Source organism: Paenibacillus sp. YYML68, assembly GCF_027923405.1.
Classification (GTDB): domain Bacteria; phylum Bacillota; class Bacilli; order Paenibacillales; family NBRC-103111; genus Paenibacillus_G.
In genome coordinates, this window is sequence record NZ_BQYI01000001.1 from 2,001,802 (window position 1) to 2,027,975 (window position 26,174).

Annotated in this window: 20 protein-coding genes and 4 pseudogenes; 9 read left to right on the forward strand and 15 right to left on the reverse strand. The window is 47.1% G+C overall.

The genetic code is table 11. From position 1 onward, the window contains the following. Positions 1-11: 11 nt before the first annotated feature. Positions 12-1,337, reverse strand: a complete 1,326-nt coding sequence (locus PAE68_RS09160) for a YqhG family protein (RefSeq protein WP_281886221.1) — start codon at positions 1,335-1,337, stop codon at positions 12-14. Further along, entirely contained in the window at positions 1,334-3,139 is a 1,806-nt protein-coding gene (locus PAE68_RS09165) for a DEAD/DEAH box helicase (protein ID WP_281886223.1), read from the reverse strand. Before PAE68_RS09165 ends, PAE68_RS09160 begins: the two co-directional genes overlap by 4 nt. Before the next feature lie 147 nt (positions 3,140-3,286). On the opposite strand from PAE68_RS09165, the gene PAE68_RS09170 reads away from it, so the two are divergent. Next, entirely contained in the window at positions 3,287-4,129 is an 843-nt protein-coding gene (locus PAE68_RS09170; protein ID WP_281886225.1) for a lipoate--protein ligase family protein, read from the forward strand. A 1-nt stretch (position 4,130) separates the two neighbouring features. Further along, positions 4,131-4,502, forward strand: a complete 372-nt coding sequence (locus PAE68_RS09175; RefSeq protein WP_281886227.1) for an apurinic/apyrimidinic endonuclease family protein — start codon at positions 4,131-4,133, stop codon at positions 4,500-4,502. Between the two features lie 152 nt (positions 4,503-4,654). On the opposite strand, the gene dat is transcribed toward PAE68_RS09175, so the two are convergent. Continuing rightward, positions 4,655-5,512, reverse strand: a complete 858-nt coding sequence (gene dat, locus PAE68_RS09180) for a D-amino-acid transaminase (protein WP_281886229.1) — start codon at positions 5,510-5,512, stop codon at positions 4,655-4,657. 469 nt (positions 5,513-5,981) lie between these two features. Here dat and PAE68_RS09185 point away from each other — a divergent pair, with 469 nt between their 5' ends. Next, complete coding sequence (locus PAE68_RS09185) at positions 5,982-8,612, forward strand: adenosylcobalamin-dependent ribonucleoside-diphosphate reductase (protein ID WP_281886231.1); 2,631 nt, start codon at positions 5,982-5,984, stop codon at positions 8,610-8,612. Between the two features lie 596 nt (positions 8,613-9,208). Here the strand turns inward: PAE68_RS09185 and PAE68_RS09190 are convergent. From PAE68_RS09190 to tnpA (PAE68_RS09220), 7 genes and pseudogenes are all read right to left on the reverse strand, one after another. Then, positions 9,209-9,493: a hypothetical protein gene (locus tag PAE68_RS09190; protein WP_281886233.1), complete on the reverse strand. Its 285-nt coding sequence runs from the start codon at positions 9,491-9,493 to the stop codon at positions 9,209-9,211. Between the two features lie 146 nt (positions 9,494-9,639). After that, positions 9,640-10,056 (reverse strand): annotated as a pseudogene (locus PAE68_RS09195) (transposase); the annotation flags it as partial. A gap of 56 nt (positions 10,057-10,112) precedes the next feature. Beyond that, positions 10,113-11,704, reverse strand: a pseudogene (gene tnpC / locus PAE68_RS09200) (IS66 family transposase). 53 nt (positions 11,705-11,757) lie between these two features. Continuing rightward, positions 11,758-12,111 (reverse strand): IS66 family insertion sequence element accessory protein TnpB, encoded by a 354-nt coding sequence (gene tnpB, locus PAE68_RS09205; protein WP_281886235.1) that lies wholly within the window; start codon positions 12,109-12,111, stop codon positions 11,758-11,760. Further along, positions 12,105-12,434 (reverse strand): IS66 family insertion sequence element accessory protein TnpA, encoded by a 330-nt coding sequence (tnpA, locus tag PAE68_RS09210; protein WP_281886237.1) that lies wholly within the window; start codon positions 12,432-12,434, stop codon positions 12,105-12,107. The genes tnpB (PAE68_RS09205) and tnpA (PAE68_RS09210) overlap by 7 nt, the downstream gene beginning before the upstream one ends. 258 nt (positions 12,435-12,692) lie before the next feature. After that, positions 12,693-13,049, reverse strand: a complete 357-nt coding sequence (tnpB, locus tag PAE68_RS09215) for an IS66 family insertion sequence element accessory protein TnpB (RefSeq protein ID WP_281886239.1) — start codon at positions 13,047-13,049, stop codon at positions 12,693-12,695. Beyond that, positions 13,043-13,375 carry an IS66 family insertion sequence element accessory protein TnpA gene (tnpA, locus tag PAE68_RS09220; RefSeq protein ID WP_281886241.1) on the reverse strand — a complete coding sequence of 111 codons (333 nt, stop codon included), beginning with the start codon at positions 13,373-13,375 and terminating at the stop codon, positions 13,043-13,045. The genes tnpB (PAE68_RS09215) and tnpA (PAE68_RS09220) overlap by 7 nt, the downstream gene beginning before the upstream one ends. Before the next feature lie 267 nt (positions 13,376-13,642). Between tnpA (PAE68_RS09220) and PAE68_RS09225 the strand changes: the two are divergent. Continuing rightward, positions 13,643-15,242, forward strand: a pseudogene (locus PAE68_RS09225) (IS5 family transposase). A 104-nt stretch (positions 15,243-15,346) separates the two neighbouring features. Here PAE68_RS09225 and PAE68_RS09230 read toward each other — a convergent pair. The 4 genes from PAE68_RS09230 to PAE68_RS09245 are packed head-to-tail and all read right to left on the reverse strand — an operon-like array spanning position 15,347 to position 18,779. Next, a complete protein-coding gene (locus tag PAE68_RS09230; RefSeq protein ID WP_281886243.1) occupies positions 15,347-16,117 on the reverse strand; it encodes an SDR family oxidoreductase in 771 nt (256 codons plus the stop codon). Between the two features lie 54 nt (positions 16,118-16,171). Further along, positions 16,172-16,966: an ABC transporter permease gene (locus PAE68_RS09235; protein WP_281886245.1), complete on the reverse strand. Its 795-nt coding sequence runs from the start codon at positions 16,964-16,966 to the stop codon at positions 16,172-16,174. A gap of 1 nt (position 16,967) precedes the next feature. Beyond that, a complete protein-coding gene (locus PAE68_RS09240) occupies positions 16,968-17,783 on the reverse strand; it encodes an ABC transporter permease (protein WP_281886247.1) in 816 nt (271 codons plus the stop codon). Continuing rightward, the gene (locus tag PAE68_RS09245; protein ID WP_281886249.1) at positions 17,784-18,779 is read right to left on the reverse strand and encodes an ABC transporter ATP-binding protein; all 996 of its coding nucleotides are present in this window, start codon (positions 18,777-18,779) and stop codon (positions 17,784-17,786) included. Between the two features lie 231 nt (positions 18,780-19,010). Here PAE68_RS09245 and PAE68_RS09250 point away from each other — a divergent pair, with 231 nt between their 5' ends. Then, on the forward strand, positions 19,011-19,697 hold the full coding sequence (locus PAE68_RS09250; RefSeq protein WP_281886251.1) for a hypothetical protein: 687 nt from the start codon (positions 19,011-19,013) through the stop codon (positions 19,695-19,697). A gap of 34 nt (positions 19,698-19,731) precedes the next feature. Continuing rightward, entirely contained in the window at positions 19,732-21,048 is a 1,317-nt protein-coding gene (locus tag PAE68_RS09255) for a GTP cyclohydrolase II (protein WP_281886253.1), read from the forward strand. Positions 21,049-21,178: 130 nt separating this feature from the next. On the opposite strand, the pseudogene PAE68_RS09260 reads toward PAE68_RS09255, so the two are convergent. Further along, a pseudogene (locus PAE68_RS09260) lies at positions 21,179-22,345 on the reverse strand (transposase). 173 nt (positions 22,346-22,518) lie between these two features. On the opposite strand from PAE68_RS09260, the gene PAE68_RS09265 reads away from it, so the two are divergent. Genes PAE68_RS09265 through PAE68_RS09275 form a run of 3 tightly spaced genes read left to right on the forward strand, consistent with a single transcriptional unit; the run spans position 22,519 to position 26,166 of the window. Further along, complete coding sequence (locus PAE68_RS09265) at positions 22,519-23,223, forward strand: DUF6939 family protein (RefSeq protein ID WP_281886254.1); 705 nt, start codon at positions 22,519-22,521, stop codon at positions 23,221-23,223. Then, positions 23,210-24,604 carry a phenylacetate--CoA ligase family protein gene (locus tag PAE68_RS09270; protein WP_281886256.1) on the forward strand — a complete coding sequence of 465 codons (1,395 nt, stop codon included), beginning with the start codon at positions 23,210-23,212 and terminating at the stop codon, positions 24,602-24,604. Before PAE68_RS09265 ends, PAE68_RS09270 begins: the two co-directional genes overlap by 14 nt. Next, positions 24,601-26,166, forward strand: a complete 1,566-nt coding sequence (locus PAE68_RS09275) for a class-II aminoacyl-tRNA synthetase family protein (RefSeq protein ID WP_281886257.1) — start codon at positions 24,601-24,603, stop codon at positions 26,164-26,166. The genes PAE68_RS09270 and PAE68_RS09275 overlap by 4 nt, the downstream gene beginning before the upstream one ends. Positions 26,167-26,174 lie beyond the last annotated feature (8 nt).

The following is a 26,174-nucleotide window of genomic DNA, read 5'->3' on the forward strand; positions in this document are numbered from 1 at the left end:
GTGTCAGTTCGTCATGACTGACGTTCGTTCGAGGCCGGTACGTGAAACAGCCCGCAGTTGATGGCAGATATTAGAATTCGAGGTCGGTATTGCCATTCGACTTCCTTCAAGCGGCCGTCATATTGCGCCTCGATGTCAGGCTTCGCCTCCGGCTCGGCCGCCTTCAGCAGCGGCTCGTAATAATCGCGTACGCGAGTATGCTCCTCAGAGAGGCGCAGCTGCGCATCGCGAGCCCAGCTGTGGTCATAGGCGGCCAGCTTCGTCTCGAGGTGCTGCTCGAGGAATAGCACGGCGCGCGGCAGCGTGATCCGGTCAGGAGTGACATAGACGCGTGCTGGCAGTCTCGGTGTCAGCTTGCGGCTGTCGATCCAGTCCTGGAACTGCTCGCGAAGCTCACCGGTCTGCAGCTGAATGCCGATCGAATGAATTTCGCTGCGCTTCATATCGCACGAGAGCTCGACCAGGTAGTTCACTGCGAGCCACGTGTCGTACGGGATCGTGCTCGTGTCGCGCTGCCGTGGATCGGCGGGCGGCTGTGCCTCGAACAGGCGCACGAAGCGTCCCTTGCCCTTGACTGCGGCGAAAATTTGCTCGAGCCTGCGGCTGCCGTACGTCAGCTCGTCGCGCGGTGTGCGCGCGGTGAACGACGTCGGCACGAAGCCGAAGTAGCGGCCGAGTATGCTGTCGCCCGTCGGCTGTCCGGGTGCGGCAGGCTGTCCGGCGGCGGGCTGAGCGGGCGGCGCAGCGAGGGCTCCTGCGCCAGCAGCGGTTGCGGGCGCGGCACCGGCAGGGGCGCTGCCGTGCGCAGTCGTAGCAGCCGCGGGGCTCGGCGCGAAGCCCGGCGAAGGCACCGCGGCGGTAGGGCTCGGCGCAGCGCCCGGCGCACTGCCCTGAGCTGGGCTAGGCCCGCCAGCTACGCCTGGCGCTGTCGTGCCTGCGAAGCCCGGCGAAGGCGCCGCGGCGGTGGGGCTCGGCGTAGCGCCCGGTACGCTGCCCTGAGCTGGGCTAGGCCCGCCAGCTACGCCTGGCGCTGTCGTGCCTGCGAAGCCCGGCGGCGCCGCTGTGCTGATGCCGGGCGCTGGACCGCCTGGCTGCGCCTGCGGATGCAGCTCGCCGTAGCGCTCGGGGTCGAAGATGAACGTACACGTCATCGTCTCCGGCTCGACGCCGGTACGCTCGACGAAGCTCCAGTAATACGGACGGTGATTCAAGTCCTTGTCCGCCGAAGGCGAGAGCTTCACGGTGACGTAGGCAGGATGCTTCTCGAGCAGCTCGCAACTCTCGGCGTCCAGATAGCGGAGGACGTACGATCGAATTTGCTCGCTTGTCATCGTCATCGGTGCGCCTCCTCACTGACGGGCATATCCGTTACCGGATTGCCTACGGCATGCAGCAGGCTGGCGATCGCAGACGGCTCCGGCTTGTCGTGCTCGACCTCGCTGCGCAGCAGTGTGAACGACTGACCTAGCTCGTCGAGCTGACGCTTGATCTCGCCCTCGTCTTGCGAGGCGAGAATCATTTTCGCCAGGTGGGACTCCAGGGAAGTCGTCTTCTCCAGCCGCTCCAGTATCGTATCGAGGCCGCCGATGACGAGCTCGAACATGTTGATCTTCTCATGCAGCAGCGACAAGATATGCTCCTCAATCGTCCCTGACGTCGACAGGTTGTAGATCTTGACGTCGTTCTGCTGACCGAGACGGTGGACCCGTCCGATCCGCTGCTCGACCCGCATCGGGTTCCACGGCAGGTCGAAGTTAATCATATGGTGGCAGAATTGCAGGTTGATCCCTTCGCCGCCTGCCTCGGTTGCGATGAGCACCTGGGCGCGGTTGCGGAACAGGTCCATCATCCAGTCCTTCTTGCCTCGGTTCATACCGCCGCGGTACGGAACGGCTGTAATTTTGCGATCCTTCAAGTATTGGAGCAAATATTCCTGTGACGCCCGGTATTCGGTGAAAATAATGACCTTCTCGTTCACCGATTCGATCAGCTCGAGCACCTTCTCCGCCTTCGTATTCGCCTTGATGCCACGGATGAGCTCGACGAGCTCCCATATTTTCGGACGGAGGGGAGAGTCCTCTGCTGTTTTCTTAAACATATTCACGAGTGTAATAAACACGGCATCCCGGCTCGAGCACACCTCGCGCTGCAGCGTGACGAGCGACAGGGCGCTGTTCATATCGCCGCCGGACTCCTCATAGCGTGTCTTGACGAAGCTCGTGACGCCGTCGTACAGCGCCTGCTCCTCTTCTGACAGCTGCAGCGGAATGTTGCGCACGATGCGCTTCGTGAAAGAGACGTTGCCGTCGCTGCGTCGGTTGCGGATCATGACCTTGCTCAGCTGCGCCTGCAGCTGCTGCTCGTTCTTCGGGATGCGCTTGTCGACGACGAAGTTCGACTGGAAGCTGGATTGGCCGCCGAGCTGGCCGGGCTTGAGCAGGTTGATCAGGTTGTACAGCTCCTTCAGATCGTTCTGCACCGGAGTGGCGGTGAGGAGGAGGCAGTACTTTTTGCGTAGCTCTACTATGAATTGGTAGTTCGTCGTCTTCTTGTTCTTCAGCTTGTGCGCCTCATCGATGACCAGCATGTCGTATTCCTGCTCGAGCACGATGCTGCGGTGAGGGTCGCGCTTGGCCGTATCCATCGAGGCGACGACGATGTCGTTCTGCGCCCACATGTACGCCTTCTTCTGGGCAACGGCAGAGATGCCGAACTTCTGGTTCAGCTCCCGCACCCATTGCAGCACGAGCGATGCCGGGACGAGTATGAGCACCTTGCGGATCAGTCCGCGTATCATATATTCCTTCAAGATAAGTCCGGCTTCAATCGTCTTGCCAAGCCCCACCTCATCTGCGAGTATGGCGCGTCCGCGCATGTCCATCAGCACGCGCTTCGCGGTATCGATCTGGTGATCCATCGGGACCAGGTTCGGCAGATGGGAGAGGCATTGCAGCTCGTCGAACGAATGAATGAGCTTCGCGCGCTCGGCCTCGACGGCCAGCTTGAACATGGCCCAGTCGTCCCAAGGACCGTTGCGCAGCGAACGTGCGTGCAGCTCCTCAAACCATTCCCGTTCATAATGAAGCTCGACATGCTCATTCAGCGGTTTCACGTGGTCTTTGCGCTCAGTTGTTTGCATGATGCAGTCTCTCGCTCCTTTATGCGGCGTGGAGTTAAATTTTAGTATGTACGAAACGATACGCTTTCAAACAGGCACCCGCTGTATTATGATGGAGAGAACGCTCGAAGGTTGGGCGAAAAAAGACATAGCGATCAGGTGATGACAATGGAGAAGTGGCGTTACATTCGGTCGGGGCTCGGTGCTCCGGCTTACAATATGGCGGTGGATGAGGCGATCTTGACCGCGCACAGCGAAGGGAAGGTGCCGCCGACGGTGCGGTTCTACGGCTGGTCGCCGGCGACGCTGTCGGTCGGGTACTTCCAGAAGGCGCTGCAGGAGGTGGACTTCGCTGCTGTGGAGCAGGCGGGACTCGGCTTCGTGCGCAGGGCGACAGGTGGACGAGTTGTACTGCACGACCGCGAGCTGACGTACAGCATCATCGTGTCGGAGGAGTATCCGGGCATCCCCCGCAGTGTGACGGAGGCGTACCGCGTGCTGAGCGAGGGGCTGCTGCTCGGCTTCCGCGGGCTCGGCCTGCAGGCGGAGATGGTACAGCTAGCGAGCGCCGAGGAGCAGGAGAAGTATGCGTCGATGGGCTCGGCGGCGTGCTTCGACTCACCCTCGTGGTACGAGCTTGTCGTCGAGGGCCGCAAGGTGGCTGGCAGCGCACAGACGCGGGCGAAGGGTGTCGTGCTGCAGCACGGCTCGATCTTGCTCGAGCTCGACTCGGAGCAGCTGTTCGGACTGCTGACGTTCTCGACCGAGCGGATCAAGGAGCGGATGAAGCAGCAGTTCGAGCGCAAGGCGGTGGCGATTAACGATGTGCTGCTGGCAGCCGGGCGCGAGAAGACGACGCTCGCCGAGGTGGAGCGGTCGTTCGAGGCGGGCATCGCGCAAGGGCTGGGCATCGAGCTGGTGGAGGGCGAGCTGACAGACTACGAGCTGGAGCTCGTGCGGCAGCTGGGGGCGGAGAAGTACGGGAATGAGGAATGGAATAAGCGGAGGTAAGATGCAACACCTATCCAATGCCGATCAGCAGGAGTCCATTCAATCGATGCAGTCGACCATACGCAAGCTAGAGAATGCTTTCTCTCGAATGACTCAGCAAGGCGCAAGGACGACGGTAGTCAACAAAAGACTCCAAGCTTGTACAATTGGCTTAGCCATGCTGGAGCATGTGTGGATTCAAGCGCCTCATTCTTACACTCAGGATGAAATTACAGAGGCTCGCCGTGTGTTGACTGGCCTGATACGATCCGTTCATAGCAGCTATGTCAAAGCAAAGATAGGCAGTCCCCAGCGAACACTTCTTGAGCGAAGAAGGGTGGCGTTCGAGCGGGCTATTCAAGCGATGAGTGAGCTTGATTCGAATATGATGTAGGGTCGTTGGAGTGGCTACTAAGCTTGTAACGAAGGAGGAGCCGGAGCGCCAGTAGCGCTTCGGCTGCTTGATGGTAGGGGCAGGTGACGGGCAACGAAGAGCAATGCTGCGTTGCAGAAGCTGCTCGAGCCGTTAGTTGTCAGCGAGTGCTCTTATGCAGTTGTGGTTATGTACGCCTCGAACGCCTCCTGCAGCTTGCGTGTCACAGGGCCTGGTACACCTTCTGCTATAGGTGCGTCATCCAGCTTAATAACAGGCGTAATCTCGACCGTCGTACCGGTGATGAACGCCTCATCGGCTTGCGCGAGCTGCGCCGTCGTGAATGGCTCTTCCTTGACCGTCATGCCTGACTGCCGGGCGAGCTTCAGCACGACCTGGCGTGTTATGCCGTGGAGAATGAGGTTGTTCGCCGGATGCGTGTACAGGATGCCGTCCTTCACCATCATCATGTTAGACGCGCTGCATTCGGTTACAGTGCCCGAGCGGTGCAGGACGACCTCTTGTGCGCCGCGGTCGAGCGCCTCTTGCTTGGCGAGCACGTTCGCGAGCAGATTGAGCGTCTTCAGGTCGCACCGCAGCCAGCGGATGTCCTCGCTCGTCACAGCGGCGATGCCGCTACGCATCGCCGCGAGCGGACGCTCGTATTCGGTCGTATACGCGAGCATGACCGGTTCGGCCGCTGCGGGGAACGGATGCGCGCGCGGTGCGGCGCCTCTGGTGATTTGCAGATAGATCGTGCCTGTGTCAAGTCCGTTCTTCTGCACGAGCTCGTTCAGCTTCTTATTCAGCGTCTCGGCTGTATCGTGCAGCGGGATGCGCAGCGCCTCCGCCGTTCGCTTCAATCGGTCATAATGACCGTTCGCCTCGAAGATGACTCCACGATATACTCGATACACCTCATAGATGCCGTCTCCGAAGTAATAGCCGCGATCATCGGGCGAGATCGAGACGGATTTTCTAGGAACCAGCTCGTTGTTATACCATACCCAGTTCTCATGTGAGCGTGACATATGGGCAGCCTCCTCTGGATTGTTGTTTAGAAAAAAAACAAGAACATACGTTTGTGTTCGGTTGTGCGTTATGGTAAGATTCTTCTAGACTAACAACGTTGTGAGCTGAAGTCAAAGCAGCTTGAAGCTGTGAGAAGGGCTCGGCATCAATTTCCAACTATAGTCCCTTGTAATGGATTAGAGCGAATGTATATTTTCCAGCTTGAGCCGGAGTTTGGACGTCAATAAGTCCTGAGTATGAGGTATGGAGACAGGGGCTTACTGTTGAGTTTTGTCGATTTCCATAAAGTTATGATGAACGAAAAACAGAGTAATCGCGAGCAAATAGAAGAGAATTGCATGGAGTCTAGGGACGAGCGCTAATTTCCGCTAATTCCCCGTTAGAAACACTATATGTTGTATTGTATAATGAATCACGCATCCATATATTGTGATCGTGAGTTTACCATAATTCCGGGGGGTTGTTGTTTTGAAGACCATGCAGCAGACCAAATTGGAAGGCCTAAGCGAGAAAATATTTCTTGATCGATACGCGATGAAAAATGCGGATACAAGCAAGACACAGGTCGGCGATACGGTGCTCGTGCTGACGAAGGACGATCCGAAATTTCCAGCGAAGGAAGTCGGAGAAGTCATCGAGAAGGCAGGCAGACAGGTGAAGGTCAAGCTTCGGAGCGGCGAAGTGGTGGAGTCTTCGATCGAGAAGCTGACGCTAACCCTGGAGAAGACGCCGCAGCAGATGTGGGATCGTCTGGCTGCTGCTATGGCCTCTGTCGAAGCAACACCGGAGAAGCGCAAGGAATGGACGGATAAGTTCCGTTACATATTAGAGGATTGGAGGCTCGTACCCGGCGGACGAATTGCTGCAGGCGCTGACGCCAGCGATGAGCTGACGCTGTTCAACTGCTACGTCATTCCGTCCCCTCATGACAGTCGCGGTGGCATTATGGCTACGCTGAGCGAGATGACCGAGATTATGGCGCGCGGCGGCGGTGTAGGCATCAACTTGTCCTCGCTGCGTCCCCGCAGGTCGGTGGTGAGAGGCGTGAACGGCTCCTCGAGCGGCGCAGTATCGTGGGGCGGGCTGTTCAGCTACACAACGGGACTGATCGAGCAGGGCGGCAGCAGACGCGGCGCGCTCATGCTCATGATGAACGATTGGCATCCGGATGTAGTGGACTTCATTACCGTGAAGCAGACGATGGGCCAGATCACGAATGCGAACTTGTCCGTATGCGTCAGCAACGGCTTCATGAAGGCGGTCAAGGAGGACCTTGATTGGGAGCTCGTCTACCCCGATACGTCAGATCCAGATTACGACAACGTCTGGAACGGCGATCTGGATAAGTGGCGTCAGGAAGGACGCAACGTCATTACGTACCGTACGGTGAAGGCACGTGAGATCTGGCATACGATCATCGAGTCGGCCTGGAAGTCGGCGGAGCCTGGCGTCGTATTCATGGAATACTATAACCAGATGTCCAACAGCTGGTACTTCAATCCGATCATCTGCACGAATCCATGCGGCGAGCAGGGGCTGCCGGCGTGGGGCGTGTGCAACTTGTCGGCGATTAATTTGTCCAAGTTCTATGATGAGGAGCAGCATGATGTGGACTGGGAGGAGCTCGGGAAGGTCGTCTCGTACTCGGTCCGCTTCCTCGACAACGTCATTGACAAGACGCCGTACCACTTCGAGGAGAATCGTCTGAACCAGCAGAATGAGCGGCGGATCGGCCTCGGCACGATGGGGCTGGCGGAGCTGATGATCAAGCTTGGCATTCGTTACGGCAGTCCGGAGTCGCTGGAATTCCTCGATAAGCTGTACGGCTTCATGGCTCGTGAATCGTATCTGGCTTCGGCTGATATTGCGGCGGAGAAGGGCTCGTTCACACAGTTCGAGGCGGAGAAGTTCCTTCAGAGCGGCTTCATGAAGACGATGACGAGCGTCTATCCAGAGGTCGGAGCGGCGATTCAGAAGAAGGGAATGCGCAACGTCACGGTCATTACGCAGGCGCCGACAGGCAGCACCGGTACGATGGTCGGCACGTCGACCGGCATCGAGCCGTACTTCGCGTTCGAATATTATCGTCAGAGCCGTCTCGGCTTCGACAAGCAGTACGTACCGATCGCGCAGGAGTGGAAGGACCGTCACCCGGATCAGGAGCTGCCTTCGCACTTCGTGACTGCGATGGATCTGTCCGCAGAGGATCACATTCGGGCACAGGCCGCGATCCAGAAGTGGGTCGACAGCTCGATCTCGAAGACGGCGAACTGCCCATCCGACTTCACCGTCGATGAGACGAAGCGACTGTATGAGCTTGCGTTCGATCTCGGCTGCAAGGGCGTGACGATCTACCGCGATGGCAGCCGCGATGTGCAGGTGCTCCAGACGGAGAAGAAGGAGGAGAAGGCAGCCGTTGCTACGGCTCCAGCTCCAGCCACGGCCTCCGACAAGCAGGAGCAGGTGCAGACGGTGAAGAGCGAGCCTGTTGAGAAGCAGACGATGACGCAGCTCTCCGAGTCTCTGACCGTGAACATCGACGCGCAGACCGAGCGCGTATTCGATAAGCAGTACAAGCGCCGCCCACAGGTGCTGCGCGGCTCCACTTACAAGTTCAATACGCCGTTCGGCATGGCGTACATTACGATTAATGACATGAACGGCTCGCCGAGCGAGATCTTCCTGAACGTCGGCAAGGCCGGCTCCGACGTGTTCGCGATGTCCGAGGCGCTCGGCCGCGTCTGCTCCTTGTTCCTGCGATACGGCGACCACGGCAACAAGGTCGAGCTGCTCGTCAAGCATCTGAAGGGCATCGGCGGCTCCGGCGCTATCGGCTTCGGCGCGAACCGCGTCGAATCGATCGCCGATGCGGTAGCGAAGGCGCTCGAGATGCACGGCGATTTCACCGACACCGCAGAGGACTACGTGACGGCCACGCAGGAGGAGGACGTCGTGCAGGAGGCGCCGACGGCTCAATACGCCGTCTCGCGCAGCGCCGCAACGTCGCTCGACCTGTGCCCGTCGTGCGGCACCGCCTCGCTGATTAACAGCGAGGGGTGCAAGAGCTGCACGAACTGCGGGTATAGCAGGTGCTCGTAGGGGATTCGATTGACGAGTAGTTCTATAATTCTGTGATTTTGCATAATAGGTGAGAATTTTTACTCACTAGTTGAGAAATATTCGTCATATATATTGAGAAAAATGAATCAATACAATGCGTTGTATATTTATGCATCGATGAATGTGTTTGCTCAAGCATTTTAAGTGTAAACCAGCCTGTAGCGGCAGAATTTCAGCAGCTACAGGCTGGTTTCACGATCAGGATTATTGAGGTTAGATTTGCTGTGTGGCGACTTCTTAGGGGCTTAAGTTTGGTATGGATAACTTGAATAATGATTCGGTATCCAATCACCAAAACATTCTGCAATGTATTCCGGTTGAATTGGGGCTTAATCTGGGAGAGTGTGCTTCTTCAGAGTCGGTGGTGTATTATGATAATAATTATGATTCGGTGGTAACGGAAATTGAATAAGAAGAAATTGGGGAGTATCGAATGGACATTTCGCTGCGTCAGTAAAAAACATATCTTGTCCCAAAATTCATACTGGTTTACATTCAATGAGTAAAAACAGCTTGTATCAGCAAACACATTTGCACAGCTACAGGCTGTTTTTCATGAACAAAATTATTAGCGGTTAGTATTGTCGGGTGGTGGTAATTGCTCGTGGTCTTGAAAGTAGGGTGTTGCGAAACTCATTGAGTGTTTTCGTATATGGAGGAAAATCATTTATGATGAAATCAATCGGTGTTGTATTCTCGACCGCAGGATGAGTGAGCATATGAATTAATCGTAAAGCATGTTTTAGTCCAGCGATTTTCCCCATGTCATACTCAGTAGGTTTTTGCTGTCTTTCTGCATCCTTTAAGGCAAAATGTAATGCGTCAAGTATGATGTCCTTCGCAATCGTTTTATCGCTCATTGAATCATCACCTAAACTCTTACTTTTTCCATTTCTCCTTTTGTATCCTGTAAGCCTCCAAGCAACGGGTCAAAAAATCTCCTTCATCCTCGGTTAATGCTTCCTTGTTTCGGTAATTGTCAAGATAGTTGTCGCGATTAAATAAATTAAGACAGCATAGATTCCGTCTTCTGCTCAGCTTGAAGAACGGTCGCTTTCTCAGGATTGAGCCAAACTTCTTCATCCAAGCTCCAATCCCGTGTAGCCCCCGACCAGCGACCAGGATGAAGAGTTTTGGCAGCTTCATAAACCTGCCGCCGCTTCTCAAATACCTGTTCGGACTGCCCTTTATGCCTCTGACTAGGCGTGAGGAAATTAAGGCCGCTGTGTCGATGCTCGTGGTTGTACCAGTGTACAAAACGCAGCACCCATTCTCGGGCCTCCATACGATCTTTAAACCCTCGCTCCGGGTATCCTGGACGGTACTTGCATGTACGGAAGACGGACTCCGCATAAGGATTGTCATTGCTTACCCGCGGGCGACTCCTGGAAGGCGTGATCCCTAAGCTATACAGCGTTTCGAGGTGAGCGTCAAATAGCCCCCACCTAGCGGTGGGAGCGAACCTGATGTATGCTACGATTACTTCTTATTCATACGACATTCAGCCGGGAGCGATCCCGACCATGGCATGAATGAATCGAGTGCTGGTTCATCAAGCGGATCAGGCAACTGAGGCAACTGCTCGAATAGATACTTCAAGTAGTTGTACGGATGCAGTCCGTTTTCCTTGGCTGTCTCAATCATGCTATAGATGACAGCGCTCGCCTTCGCTCCTCGCGGCGTGTTCGCGAACAGCCAGTTCTTCCGGCCGATCACAAACGGTTTAATGGAGCGTTCACTTCGGTTGTTGTCGATCTCCAGCCGTCCATTTTCCATGAAGGCCGTCAACTTCTCCCACTGGTTCAAGCTGTAGGCAATCGCCTGACCGGTCAAGCTCTTCGGCAATGTCCGAGAACGCTGTTGCTTGAGCCAAGCTTTGTAGGCTTCAATACGGGAGCACTGCGCTTCTGCCGCTCTTCATGCCGCTCTTCCGGTGAAGCCTCCGCAAGCTCGCGCTCGATTGCAAACAACTGATTGCAATAAGCCAATCCTTGTCCCGCGACACTGCCGAGCGTTCCCGTCTCTGGGGGAGCTCCCTTCAATGCTTCATCGAACTTGCGACGCGCATGCGCCCAGCAGCCGACGAGCTTGACCTTCGCGACCTTGTGGTATCCGGCGTAGCCGTCCACATGCAGATAGCCTGTAAATCCAGCCAGGAAATTCCGAGGATGCTCGCCGCCCCGCGTCCGCTGGTAGTCATACAGCACAACCGGCGGTATCCCGCGGCCTGTGCGATACAGCCACAGATACGAGGTGGATTCTGCCGATTTGCCCGGCTCCCGCAGCACCTGAAGGGTCGTTTCATCCGCATGCAGCGCATCCTGACTAAGCAGATAACGCTTCATCGCTTCATACATCGGCATGAGCCACTTCTCAGCTCCGTAGATCATCCAGTTCGCCATCGTCTGCCGGGAGAGCGAATAGCCCAGCCGGGCAAAAGCTTGCTCCTGTCGATACAGCGGCAAACTGTCCACGTACTTCTGACACATGACATGAGATAGGATGGACGGCGAAGCCAAGCTGCCGGGATAGACCGGCTTCGGCATGGGCGCGGTGACGATTGGCGTCTGCAGCTCATGGCGCTCACAGTGACGGCAGGAGTAGACCTGACGCACATGACGCATCACCTTGACCTGTGGCGGTACAATGGCAATCTCGCTGCGCGTCTCGGTCGTCATCTCGTGCAGCGAACCGCCGCAGCATGCGCAGAGCTGCTGACCTTCTTCCAGTGTATAGACAATAGTCTCCACGGGCAGGTTGGACAGATCTTCCTCACGCTTGCCGGAAGACTTCCGGCGCTCATACGTCACCTTCTCCATTGGCGGTTCTTCACCAGCTGGTGTTGCCAGCATTTCCGCTTCGTTGAACAGGTTCAGCTCGAGTTGATCCGGATGCGTCTTCTCGCTGGAAGAGCCGAAACGTTTCTGCTGAGCCAGACGGAATTGCTCCTCGTACCATTTGAGCTTGGCCGATAGTTCTACGTTCTGTTCTTCCAGCTTCTTATTTTGTTGTTGGAGTTCTTCGAGAGTTGGGGAATCCGGTCGCTTATCCATAACGGATATATTCGTCAGCAGATGGCTCTCGCCTGCTGCTAGATAAGGCGATTCCGCGAACAATGTATGGATTACCAGGCGTTGTCTGCTGTAACGGCCCGGTGTGCCTGCCGCTGTGTGAGCGCCAGTCCATCCAGCAGCCAGCGTAGCTCGCGTGCCGAGATCGCAACCGTACGTTCCGTGCTGCTCGGCCATTGGAAGGTGCCGCGCTCTAACCGGCGATAAAATAGCCAGAAGCCGTTATGGTCCCAGTACAGCAGTTTGAGCTTGTTGCGCTCTCGATTGCAGAAGACGAAGAGGCACTTGGAGAAGGGATTCAGGCCAAAGCATTCTTGAACGATTGCCGCCAGTCCGTCAATCGATTTTCGAAGATCCGTTGCTCCAGCGGCCAGATAGACCTGATGCGCACTCGAGATGCTCAGCATGAGACCGTTAGAGCGCTGACGACGTCATGAAGAAGCTTGGCATCGAAGCCTGATCGTACTTCAAGACGAGCGGCACCCGCATGAACGATGATGCAGGAGGATGTTGGATTACTCGAATCCGATAGGGTCAGTGGAATGAAGGAATTACTGGTGTTGCCAGAGGATTTACCAGAAGTACGTTCGTTAAGTGTACGAAGCCAATAACGCAATTGGTCCTTGGTCACGCCTTGTTCGGCGCACCATGCTTTCATGGTCTGTCCGCTCGCTTCATAGTCCGAGACACGAGCGATCCATTCTTGTCTTCTCAGCTCTTTCTTCGTCATGAGTATAAGCCTCCATCTCTGAATAACGTTGGCCTTATCTTCTCATAACGATTCATCTTGTTGAAGGTGTGCTAGGTTTGACGCTTACGCTTGTTTACCTCTGCCTCGAGCGCTTCGCTGTATGTTTTGTATTCATCTAGTGTTTGGGGTTGGGCTGATTCCGCACGTTTTGTCATGAAGAATGTATTCGCTGAACGACTACGTTTATCCTGCATTTCAAGTAAACATGATGGAGGTAGGCACGATGATTATTCGCGCCTACACCACCGCTTGAACGGAAACCACAGGATGCGCTTGCTGCTGCTCGATCGACAGTCCATCCAGTAACCAGTTCAATTCGCGACGAGTCAGCGCGATGGTCGCATGGCTGTCGTCAGTCGGCCACTGGAAGGTGCCGCGTTCGAGGCGGCGGTAGAACAGCCAGAAGCCATTTACATCCCAATACAGAATCTTGAGCTTGTCTCGCTGTCGATTGCAGAACACGAACAAGCTACTCGAGAAGGGGTTGAGTGCATACACCTCCTGCACCAGAGCGGCCAGGCCATCGATCGACTTGCGTAGGTCCGTACTGCCGCTTGCTAAATACACGGGAATGCTACTCGGAACGGTCAACATAGATCCTTCAGCACCTTAACGACTTCACGAAGCTGGGTAGAGTCGAAGGACTCACTCAGCTCAATAGAAGCCGCTCCAACATGAATCCGTAGGGATCCCGTTGGCAGATTGCTACGCACGGGAGAAGGTGGCACGATAACGGGGATGAAGGTTGATGCAGACTTTGATCGTTTGGATTTTGGGGGGCCTTCGATCTGTTTGAGCCAGTACTTCAGCTCATGGATGGTATGGTTATTGGCTTTACTCCAGGCTACCATGGTTTGACCGCTCGCTCGATAGTTCTCAATGCGAGTTCTCCATGCCTGTTGCCGCTCTACTCGATTCATGGGATGTCCTCCTCGATTCATATTGAGGACATTATCTCATCTATGCATGCATGGGGTGAAGGTGTGATGTATTTGACGCTTACACACTGGAACAAGACATACTGGATTTCTCTGGACATATCGACTTTGATCTAAATGTAATCTTTCAAACTAACTAGGGTTTGCTGAACGCCCATAAACTTCTTACTCCACAAGGGATTTGACCATTTCTGTCGAATTTATCTGCAAAGAAATTGTGGAAATTCGGCTAAAACCCTTGCAGACGGAGTGAATGAATGTGTTCGTGCAAAATCGAGATATGGCAGACCTGCTGAAAAATTTCTGCCTACCCTTGGCGGAAAATTAAATCCATCCAATCGCTGGGTCCAACTCGCGGCGATTATCCCTTGGGACAAAGTGGAAGAAAAATACGTGAATGCGTTCCAAAGGATTACCATTGGACAAAAAGCGTACTCGGCACGGATCGCCCTCGGTTCACTCATCATCAAAGAACGTCTTGGATTAAGCGATCGTGAGACCACCTTGCAAATCCAAGAGAATCCCTACCTGCAGTTCTTCCTCGGCTATTCCGAATACGTCGATGAAGAGCCGTTTCACCATTCTCTGCTCACCCATTTTCGAGAGCGGTTCGGCATGGAGAACCTGGTTGAAATCAACGAATGGATCGCTCAGGCCGCATTGCAAGCGGATCGAGAGGCTGAGCAGACGAAGGCGAAATCGAAAGATCGTGAACGCGACGACGATAATGATTCTGGGGGCTCGCAGCTCACCTTGGACGTTGGTGAGGCTCTCTCTCTTCCCGCCGAAGCTACCGAAGAGACCAAACAGCCTCGTCGTACGACGAAAAAGCTGCATGTACTACGGGCCGCCTCCGAGACAACGGCGGATGTCACGAACCGAGGCACCCTGATGCTGGATGCGACTTGCGCGCCTGCGGACATCAAGTATCCAACGGACTTGGGGCTGCTGAACCACGCTCGTGAAATTCTCGAAGACATCATTGATGTGCTGCATACTCCGCATGTTGGACAGATGGAGAAACCACGGACGTACCGCGAGATTGCAAGGAAGTCGTATCTGAACGTTTCGAAACAACGCAAAGCATCGGGCAAGATCATCCGCAAAGCGATCCGTAAGCAGCTCGGCTACGTGGGACGAGACCTCCGTATTATTGAAACACTAGTAAAGCACACGCCGCTGACAACGCTGAGTAAACGCACTATCGCCAGCTCTTGATCATCGCCGAGCTCTATCGTCAGCAGCGGGAGATGATGGAGAAGAAGATCCATGTCGTCGCCGATCGGATTGTCAGTATCGAAAAGCCGCACGTCCGCCCGATGGTTTGAGGCAAAGCTGCCGCGAACGTAGAGTTCGGTGCGAAAATCGCCGTCAGCTTGGTGGAAGGTTACGCCTGGATTGAAGCCGCACAGTGGGACAGCTTCAACGAAGCCACGACACTGCAAGCATCGGTAGAAGCGTACAAACGGCGATTCGGCTACTACCCGGCTGTGATTCTGGCGACAAAATCTACCGCAATCGAGACAACCTGAACTTCTGCAAAGAGCTCGGTATTCGTCTTAGCGGTCCCAAGCTGGGCAGACCGTCGAAAGAGCACAATGACACTGCCGACCGAGCGCAAGAGCGGCAAGACGCGGCACAGCGCAATGCGATCTAAGGAAAATTTGGAGAAGGCAAACGCAAATTAGGACTGGGGCGCATTCGCGCACGTGGTGCAGCAACCAGTATGTCCGTCATCGCCCTACAGTATCTGGTTATGAATCTGGAGCGGCGACTACGGGTTCTTTTTTTGCTTTTTTTTCAGAATGCTTGGCCTCAGCGGTTTACGCTGGGCGTAGGCCTGAACTAATCTTGTTCAGCAAACCCTATATTAGAGGTTTTCTGCTAGTCCAGCTACTGAAAGCTATGCATTATGAAATTGTTTTCCTTATTATATAAAATCTATCTAGAATTCTAAAGTTCGACATTACTTCTATGTATTCCACGGACATACATGGTTTGACTTAAAGGGGTTATTTGTATTCCTTGGAAATTAATGTGATAAGGGCTTTTATAAATCCAATGTATAGTTTCTGCTAAGTCTTTTGCCTCAAGTGGGAGAAATCCTGAATAACGATTTTCGTTATTATTAGTTGACTGCCCCTCCAATAAGGCGGTACGAGTTGTACCTGGCTCAATACAACAAATTCTTATGTTTAAACCATGGATGTCTGAACGAATTGAACGCAACAAATGAGATAAATATGATTTTGTTGCGGAATACACCGCCATATTTGGCGCAGAATCATGAGCTGCAATTGAACTAATTACTATTAACGTTCCTTTGCCTTTAGAAATAAAATATTTTATCGCATTCTGAATAAATAATGTAGTTCCAATAATATTGGTTTTTATTTGTTCCATGATATCGAGTTGATCCATTTCGTGGAAAGGTTTCCCTTGCCTTGCGCAACCAGCAGCGTGAACGATTAAGTCAATATCATGGATACCATGCATCTCCTTGTATATTTCTTCAAATATAAGCTGTTCTTCACTAATATCCTTACAGAGATATTCAAAGTTGTCTGTCCAGTCGTCCTTAATCTTCATAAGTTCTATTTTATTTCGTGCAAGCCCAATAACTTTGTAGCCATTTCGAAGAAAGAACAAAACCGTTTCTTTACCTATGCCAGAAGAAGCGCCTGTAATAAGACATGCGCAATCATTGTTCTGATCTGCATTCATAGAATATTTTTCCGCTCCACTCTACTAAAGAATAATAGCAATTATTGAATGTGCTCAATTCCCGGTTCCTTGATAATTTTTGAGGCCGAATTTCCAAAAGCGATATACAACAACAAAGAAGATAATGCTAACAATTAACGAACAATTTCCCAATATATAGCTCAAGCTTTCTTGAGGGAACTTCTCAATGAGAACGCCTACAGGATAATATGTTATAAATGCCATAGGCACTATAGTGAAAAATACATGTAAAGAAAAATCGTAAGCAGATAACGGAAAAGTCATATAGTTTACACTCAACGTCCACCCCATAAAAGTTAGGGAATTATTGTTTATCATCCAAAATACCATTGTTGCCCATAAAATTAATAATCCTGCTTGTATTATTGCACCAGCAAGTAAAAATTCACTCAATTGAATGAATTTTATCAAGCTCCAAGTAACAACTTCCTTACTACTCAAAAAAATCGTAGTAGCTCCAATCAAAGTATGTACCCAAGCTGTCAAATCCGATTTGCCACAAATCACTTGAAACAGAACATTGTTGGGACGTAATAGGTATATGTCTAAATCCCCGGTATGAACTAACCTTCTAAAATCTCTTATTCCTGCACAAAATATCAGTTGAAATCCATATGTAAAAAGCCAAAAGCCATATAGCAAACTTACTTCGTAAATATTCCATCCGTTTATTGTTCCAAAAAAATGTAAAATGGTCCAAAGAGGCAGATACTGACTACAATAAAGGAAAAGGGCACCAAAACTTGATGCGATAAAATTGAAACGATAAACAGAATTGGATTTAATTTGGGATTTTATGTACATGTAGAATAATATCATATAGTCCATATTATCCTCCATTAATGGAGACTCTTTGAAGAGCTCTATTCCAGATGAAATGAGCTGTAAAAGCAATTACTATGATCCAAAATAATTGTAAAAAGATGTTCCCTAGAAGCTCTGAAATAAGGTACTCATGTATATATATTTGAATCGGAATAAAGATAACACAAGAAAAGGGGAGATAGTGGATAGCTTGATTTACTTCAGAAGGGAAAAACCAAAGTGGTACAAAGGCTCCTGACAAAAACAGAACAGTCTGCGTTTTTAATATATTCAGACTAGTAACTTGAGTTATCCAAAAAGTCATAATTGAAGTAATGAAATTGATATAGAACATGACTAGGAAAGATAAGACTATACTTATAAGGAAGAAAAGCAAATGTAGAATCGATTTGGGAATCTGAAGGTCAATTGTAAAGTAGAAAAACGCAATGATTGGTAGTGTCTGGAAAAATAAGCGATTAATATATAAACCCATTTCTTGACTCATTAAGTAGGTAGTATATTGCATTGGACGTAATAGTTCGAATACAACCTCACCAGACAGTACTCGTTGCTGTAATACTTCTACAAACTCCATATCAATTGAAGTGATGATTCTTGCAAGTATTAGGTAAGTGGATAATTGTTCTAAGTTGATGCCATTAACCTCATCGCGTCCATGAAATAAAGTTTTCCAAAGTTCGATACTTAAATAAATGAATAGTACATTGCTAGCAAGTCCAATGAAGTAATTTCCCCTAAAAACCATAGAATTAATAAAGGATTGGCGAGCAATGATGTATGCTGTCTTACAAAAGTGTATAGAATTCGGAAGTTCCATTTAACGCTCCTCTATTTTCGTTTGATTGTTTGCGTTGTAAACATTTCGTACTAAATGCTCTATTTTTGGTTCTTCTATACTACAGTCAATTACAGGATATTCAGAAATAATAGATTCGATTAGTTTTGTCGCTGAAATGTCTTCCTTACTAAACAAAATTCTTGCTTCTTTATTATTGAAAGAAAGTAGAACTCCGGATTTTAAAGATATATCTGTAATTTCATTTTCAAAATGAATAGTTAGTATTCGTTCCTTGCCAAAATGTTCAATAAACTTTATTGTTCCGCCATTATACAGAATTTGACCATGATCAATAAGAATCATTCGATCAGAAACTTGCTCAATATCATCCATGTCATGCGATGTCAAAATAATAGTCGTTTTCTTTTCTGTTTTGATTTCACGTAGAAAGCTTCTTATGCGTTCTTTTGCAACTACGTCAAGACCAATTGTAGGTTCATCTAAGTAAACGATTGTTGGATCATGTAAAAATGCACATGCAATTTCAGCTCTCATTCTCTGGCCAAGACTTAATTGACGAACAGGAATTGAAGAAAATTCATCTAACCTGAGAAGTTCGGTCATTAAGTTTAAATTTTGTTTGAATTTTGAGTGTTTTATTTTATATATAAATCTAAATAATTCAAAAGATTCATGGATGGCTAAGTCCCATAGGAGTTGACTACGTTGTCCGAATACTGTTCCTATTTGTAATGCGTTTTCTTTACGGTTTATTTTAGGATTGATGCCGTTTACAAGAACGGCTCCGCTTGTTGGTTGTAAAATCCCAGTTAATAACTTTATGGTTGTAGATTTTCCAGACCCATTTGTACCAATATATCCAACTGCTTCACCTTGATTAATATTGAAGTTTATCCCTCGAACTGCTTCTTTTGTTTTTTTTATAGGAGAAAATAAATCGTTAAGGGAACCCCAAAATCCCTTTCGTTGCTCCTGATAGGTATATACTTTCCACAAATCTTTTGCTTCTATCATGTGCAAGTTCCCTCCCCTAAAATTTAGAAAAACGAATCTAATAGTGATTATAATTTAATTTTCATGAATATGGAATAAGTATACAATAATTTAATAAGAGCTGGAGTCAAGTATTGCGGATATGAGAGAATTTTAATAAATTGTAAAAATATACTTTTCTGTTGCATGCATCAAATAGATGAGTGTAATATAAATGACATCCGAAAATTATTTTAGAGGAGGGTATTCAAAATGTTTGAACAAATTATTAAATCTGGTTCGGTTGAGACTACTGTATTACAACATGGCTTAGTATTTGATTGTAGTAAGGGGATGTACCCAAGTCGAGTAAGTGGCTACGTAGGAAATTCTACTATGAGAATCGGATCCGATGTGACAACACTCTATGGTTACGTTTATGAATCGGGACTTATCATAAAAGTAGGCGGACAAGTTTGGGGACCTCTTCAAAACGGTTATTATTTTTCTGTTGTCGGGGAATGCGAGTTATCAGGTAATGGTAAAGCGGTTTTTTTTGAAAGAGTCGGATTTAGAGGACAACAATGTATAGGTGGTCCAACAGAAGAAAGAGGTAGAGTAAGTTATATTGATGGCTGTAGCGATTCCATTTTGATATATCCACCAAGAATGGGAGATCCGTGCTTGAATTTATTGTGGTTTCCCAAAAATATTAGGCAATCGATGCATATTCATCCTACTGTTCGTCTTGGATTAGTAATTAAAGGGGAAGGTAGATGCATTACTCCTGAAGGTGAGCTGCCTTTAAAAGAAGGCAACATTTTTTATTTGGCCGAAATGGGACAACACTGTTTTTATACTGATGATTCGCAAATGGCAATCGTCGCCTATCATCCAGATAGTGATTGGGGACCGACAGATACAAATCATCCAATGTTAAATCGGACATTTATTCGTTAACAATCGAGTTTCAATATATGGAGGGGTCTCACTCATGATCAATTCTATTAACTCAATCGAAACACAAAGGGTACCAGCCATTCGGGGACCTATTAAACTTCCTCTTAAGATAGGAAATAGCACTCATAACTTTGAACTTAAATACTTCGAATATTCAGGAGAAAGATATGCGGTTGCTTGTTTAGGTGAAGTATCCCAAGATGAATATATTCCTCTTCGAATCGAATCAGCTTGTTTATTTGGACATGTTTTTAATTCTGATAAATGTGATTGTGGGTTTCAACTTAAAGAGGCGCTAAAAAGAATAGCAGAGCATAAAAAAGGTATGGTTATTTATGCGATTGACCAAGATGCTAGAGGGTTAGGCATTGAATCACATTTTAGAATTTATGTTATGCGGCAACATGAAAACTTAGATACAGATGAATTATACAACAGACTTGGATCGCCGGTAGACGCTCGAAACTATGAGCATGTTGCTGATATTCTACAGAGTTATAACATTAAAAAGATTTTGTTGATGTCAAATAATAGGCATAGAAGGGAATTTTTAACTGAAAAGGGATTTCAATTAGAGATTGAACCCATTGAGGCTCCATTGAACTTTAATAACATGGCTACCTTAATGCTTGAAAAGGAAGATTTACCTTATGATTTCCACTTCAAAACTCACAGTGACTGGTTGAAGTCGATTCAAGAGGAAGTGGATGGTGATTTAAATGCAACAGTTATACAGATAATTTCAGGGACAGAGGAAGTTATCCTTCATTCAAAAGTTTTGGAAACATGGAATCTGGCTAGTGAAGTAACTAAGAACTTAACTAATAATGATTTGAAGAGTAACGATTCCAATATCATTTATTTGACTGACTTTCCTAGAATAGATGAACTTGAAAGTTATTCTGCAATAGGGGCGAAAATGATAGTTCTACCTTTTTCTGAAATTCCGTCTTGGTTGTATAATGAGGCCGAAAAGCATAAGATTATCATTCAAGACTGGGGCAGAAAAAACAAATATGTGATCGAAAGGCCTCAATGGAACTTATTGAAAGACTATCAATTTATGCATGTGTATGTTAGAGGGGATAAAACTAGATGTGTATTTGTTGGAGAAAATAGTAATCAAAACATGAACTACTTAATGGAGGGTTATAAAAATTTAAATACAATACTACTCGGAAGCAGTCCTGAGATTACGCATATTTTTGAAGGAGATTGTCCGTGGTTCGAACTTCAGCAACCCATCGGTAAAGCTAACGGCATTTCGTATAATTCACCGGATTTTGTATTAGAATTTCTTAAATATAATCTAGAAGAATATTTTGTTTTATGCCCAAAATTAAATAAATGAGCATTTTGCATAATTCCGTTTTTGAAAATTAGGCAGTAAATTCTTGGACCTAAAACACGGTATATTAGCTCAGCCGACCCTTAAATTTCAAAAATGGGCAGACCTGCAGTGTTTCTGCTGAATCAAAAATTTATGTGGAGGATTCCTTGTAATGGCGGGCCATCGCTAACGCAGAAGCCAGCAACACAATGGCGTTTAGATATTGGTGAGTGGTCACTTTTTGAATGCCCCAGACGTGCATGGCGTCTGCGGTCAGATATGTTTTCAACCGGGAGTTACATCGCTCAACGCTTGATCTTTCGTTATAAAGCTCCTTCCAGCGTTTCGTGTCCCGATGTGGACTGGAGTAGCACCGTAGAACGCTTTTCGTAACGACATTGATGACCATTCCATAGTTTGAAGATGAGCATGCACGGACAGTCGACCTTCCCTGTGGCATGAGGGCAGCGGAATCTCAGGTGATCGCCATCGGCGCCCCAATAGGTCATGGCAAAACCCATCGAGCAGCAGGGCGTACCGCTAGAGGTCATGCCCGCAGACGATTCCTTTTCATTACGAAGGTTCATCGGAATAATTGCTTGTGCCTTTACGTTCCGCACGGCTTCGTAGTTTATAAGTTGGTCATACGCGGCATCCAGCATAAAGAACTTCACTTTCGAACCCTTAGCCACTTGCTCCATAAGAGCAGAGCCAAATCGCCGTCATTGACGTGCGCCGGTGTAACTGAGAGCGCCACGGGCAACTCGCTCGTGGTGTCAACGGCAAGATGGAGCTTGTAGCCAAACCACTTGACCTTATTGCCAAAGGAGTCAAACTTCGCGCCCCAGTTGGCATTCCCGGTCAGTTCGCTTTTCCGTTTAGGCTGCTTTTTCTCATAAGCAAGGATCGCTGTGCTATTAATTGCAATGTGACTTCCATCGATGATTCCTTTTTGCATGCAGCGTGTTAAGAGATCCTCAGACAGACGTTTCGCCAGTCCCTTGTTCGTTAGCTCGGTGAAGACTCGGCTTAACGCCGCTATCGACGGAGCTTCCCGATCAAGTCGGAGTCCACATTGATAACGAAAACGAAGACCCACGTCCAAACGACGATGCAAGTCACTAAAGGTATCGATATTCTCAAACGGTGCGGCAAGCAGGGCCCGAAGCCTGCAATGCCCATCGGCACCTCGGGGTGATTAACCTCTCAATTCCTTAGCATAAGGTCGTAAATCTAAGGTATTGAAGAAGATAGGTAGACGTTCTTTGGATTCAAGTTTTTGCAATTCCTCAAAAGAAAATAGATTTTCTTGGAGAATACAAGTGACTTCATGTCCTTGGTTGTTTTCGGGTTTGGTCTCTTGAAAACTTCTCCAAGTTGGGGTGAATTCCCTTTTTTATGTTCAAAACTCCTTGTCTAGCAAGGGCTCAGATTTATGCAAAATGCTCAAATAATAACTTTGATAGTGCTTATTTAAAAAGGGGGGCTTGCATGAATTGTTCGAGTAAAGGTAAAGCGACATGTCTGCCCAGGAATAAGGCATTAGAATTAATGAGCAAGGAGCAATCAAAGTTAATTTTTATTGATTCAGCTGATTGTGCTCCGAGTGAAATGCAACAATTTCAATGCTTTAATCCTTTTCGATTTGACCCCCAAATACTAATACCTGTTCCTGGACAAGAAAGCTTTTCATATTCGATTGAAGCAATTTGGCAAGGTTTAAAGATATTTGATGGAAAAATTGATTCAGATATGTTTCATAAGAAGCCGTATAAAAGGCCTTTGGAAGCGGAGCAAACCGAATACAGCTACAGTGATACAGTATTTTGTTACAAAAACTATATCATTGATATCGTAACTGCAAGATTTCTTATTTATTTACCATCATATCTTTATTTGTTGGATAGAATATTACCTCAAGATTTGTGTAATGAAATTTTTAAATATCTTCAATGTGATTGCGATATCATCTTCTATGATTGGGATAGTAACTTTGATATTTATAATAAATTTGAATCATTCAGTCATTCTGCTATTCTTACATCTTGGTTTAATGGAACATTGGAAAAGGATTTTCTTTATGATCTTACTAAAATAAAATTGGAAGCTGGAATTAATGAAAAAATGAATCTAGATTTAACTCGATATTTGAATGTACATCAAAAATCAAGGGGTATTCTTAATGAAATTATCTGAAGACATAGCAAGAAACATGTACTGGAAACTGCAAGATTTAAGGGGTAAGTCTGATATAGCAAAAAGATTGCAAATTTTAAGAAAAACCCAGCACATGAGACCTGAAGAAATAAAGACATTGCAATTTGATAAATTATTGACTATTTTAAAACATGCTTATAATACAGTGCCGTACTATAAACAGATATTTCAGGAAAGAGGAATTTCGCCCCATGATTTTAACTGTTTTGAGGATATGCAACAGATTCCTCTGTTAACACGTGATTTATTGCGATCGAAACAGAATGAATTGATATCTACAGAAGCTGACTTTGCTACTATTCAAAATAACTATAGCAGTGGATCCACAGGAGTGAGAGCAGAATTTAAACAAGATTTAAATTTTCGATTATGGATGAGAGCCCATCAGATTAGAACTTATGAGTGGTGTAACGATTGGCAACTAGGCAATCCATTCGTATTGTTATGGGGCTCAGAGATTTATTGGTCTTATAAACGAGTACTCGATATGATCGATAACTTTCTGACAAATAGAAGAGAATTTAATACGTTTAATTTAAGTAATGATCTGATAAATAAGTTTTTAGATAAATTAATTACATTTAACCCGTATTTAGTAAGTACTTATACTAACGCAATGCATCTCATTGCCAAACGTGCCGAAGAACGAAATGTAACTATTAAAGGCTTAAAAGCAATACAGGCGACATCTGAACCTGTGCCAACTGCTGTCAGAGATCGTATGAAGAAGGTGTTTGGCTGTGAAATTTATGATAAATATGGAATGAGAGAAAGTAATATTATTTCACATGAAAGTCCTCTTCACGATGGAATGTGTATTCAATCTGAAAATGTGTATGTTGAGTTTTTGAAACCAGATGGGTCCCCTTGTAAATATGGTGAAAAAGGAAAAGTAGTAGTCACAACTCTAAATAATTTGTCTATGCCATTAATTCGCTATGAAACTAGTGATTTGGCTGCTCCATTGGCTGGTTATTGTTCTTCTGGTATTGGTTTACCACGTATGACTTCAGTAACGGGTAGATTACAGGATCTTATTATTTCGCCCACTGGATCCCATATTGATGCATATTTCTTTTCATATTTGATTATGAGATATCCTCAAATACATTGGTTCCAGGTTGTTCAATCGGAGCTAGAGCGACTGAATATTCATTTATATGCACCAAATGGAATTATAACAGAGTTACGCAATGAAATTGTGGAGAGGATCCATCATCATACTGGATTTCCATTTAATATTGAATTTGAATTATTGTCAGAAATGCCGATCTCTTCTACAGGGAAATTTAGGCTATGCGTTAGTGAATTGGGGAAGAGTTACTCTGAGATAGCAGCAACCGGAAGTGGAAAATTATGATCATTCCGGAGTGGTTAACTGATCATAAATACAAAGTTGAACCCCCGCCTGAGCGAGAACACGTAAATAATGTAAAGTGGACCCGGAAAGATGAGAATAGTAATGAGTTAATTATCGCTGATGGCAAAAAAAAATCCTTTAACATGGGGAAATTTTCTAAGGCGTTAAAAGTAAATGATGTGCTTGATAATGAGACGATTACTTTACCTGGAAGTATGATCATCTTACCTTACGGGGTTAGACTCTTAGATCAATTTATTGCGATTGTTAAAAATACCTATAGGAAATACGCATTACAAGAATATAATTATCCGGTCATTGCTCCAAAAGAGATTTATGAAAAGCAGTCCCAAATAATGAATTTGGAAAATAAATTATTATATGTGGGAACGTCTGGTGATTTTCTTAATCACTCGCCGAGAGGGATATTAAATCCAACTGGGGAAGCGACCATTTATACTCATTGGAGAACTTTGATAAGAACTAAAGAAGATCTACCGCTCAAGATGTATCGTAGAGCATCATATTTTCGACCCTTTTCAAAGGGGAAACATTCTGGTAGAAGTATATTTAAATCTCTTGAATCTGGAGATGTATTCGAATTTCATCTTTGCTATCCTTCTTTGAAGGATTCTCTTGGGGAAATGGAACAATTTAAAATGATGCTGGATGAAATATCGAATATTATTTCTGTTCCTACTATTTGGAGTTTGAGGCCACCTTGGACAAATAACGAAAATATTGCGCACTGGACTATTGGAGGTGATGTTCCATTACCATTGGGTAACACTGTTCAGACATGCTGCTTATATAATCAAGGTCAAATTTTCTCGGAGAAATTTGATATTAAATATAAACAAGGAAATGAATATATTCACACTTCACATATTACCGGAGCAATTACAAGGCGAATCTTGTTAACTCATTTGTTACTAGGAATGAGAACCTCAGGAGATCTATTTTTGCATCCTAATATTGCTCCTGATCAAGTAAATATTTTATTTAGACCTGGATTAGAAGAAGATTGTCCTGAAGAGATTCAATACGTATATCAACAATTGCAGATAAGATCAATTAGAGTAAACTTCAAAAAGTTTATGAAGAAAAATGAGTTCATTAAAGAATTGAAATTGAATAAACGTTCAGGTGTCCCTGTTCAGGTAATAGTTTATGGGAAAAGAGAGGCGGATGAAAGAGTAAGAGTTATAATAATTCGCTCTGATACATTAGAAGAGGCTAATATTTCGGAAATGGATCTTTCTCAACTTCCATTCTTAGTTGAAGAGTTAATAGATGAAATTGGAGCGTTTTATCAAAAAAGTGTGAGAGAGTTTTACAATCGTCAAGTCGTCTTTGCCGAAAATAAAGTAGAAGTCATTGAGTTTCTAGCAGAAAAAAAGGTCGTTAGTTGTCCTCTCGATTTCTCTAATGAAAAAGTATTAGAGATAGCGAATTATCATATGGGAGAAGTCCTTGGATTTGTTCATGAATCGGAAGAAAAAACTTGCGTCTTATCAGGTTCGAAGACGAAGTACATAGCTTATATTTCAGGTCGAATTTAAGATGAAGG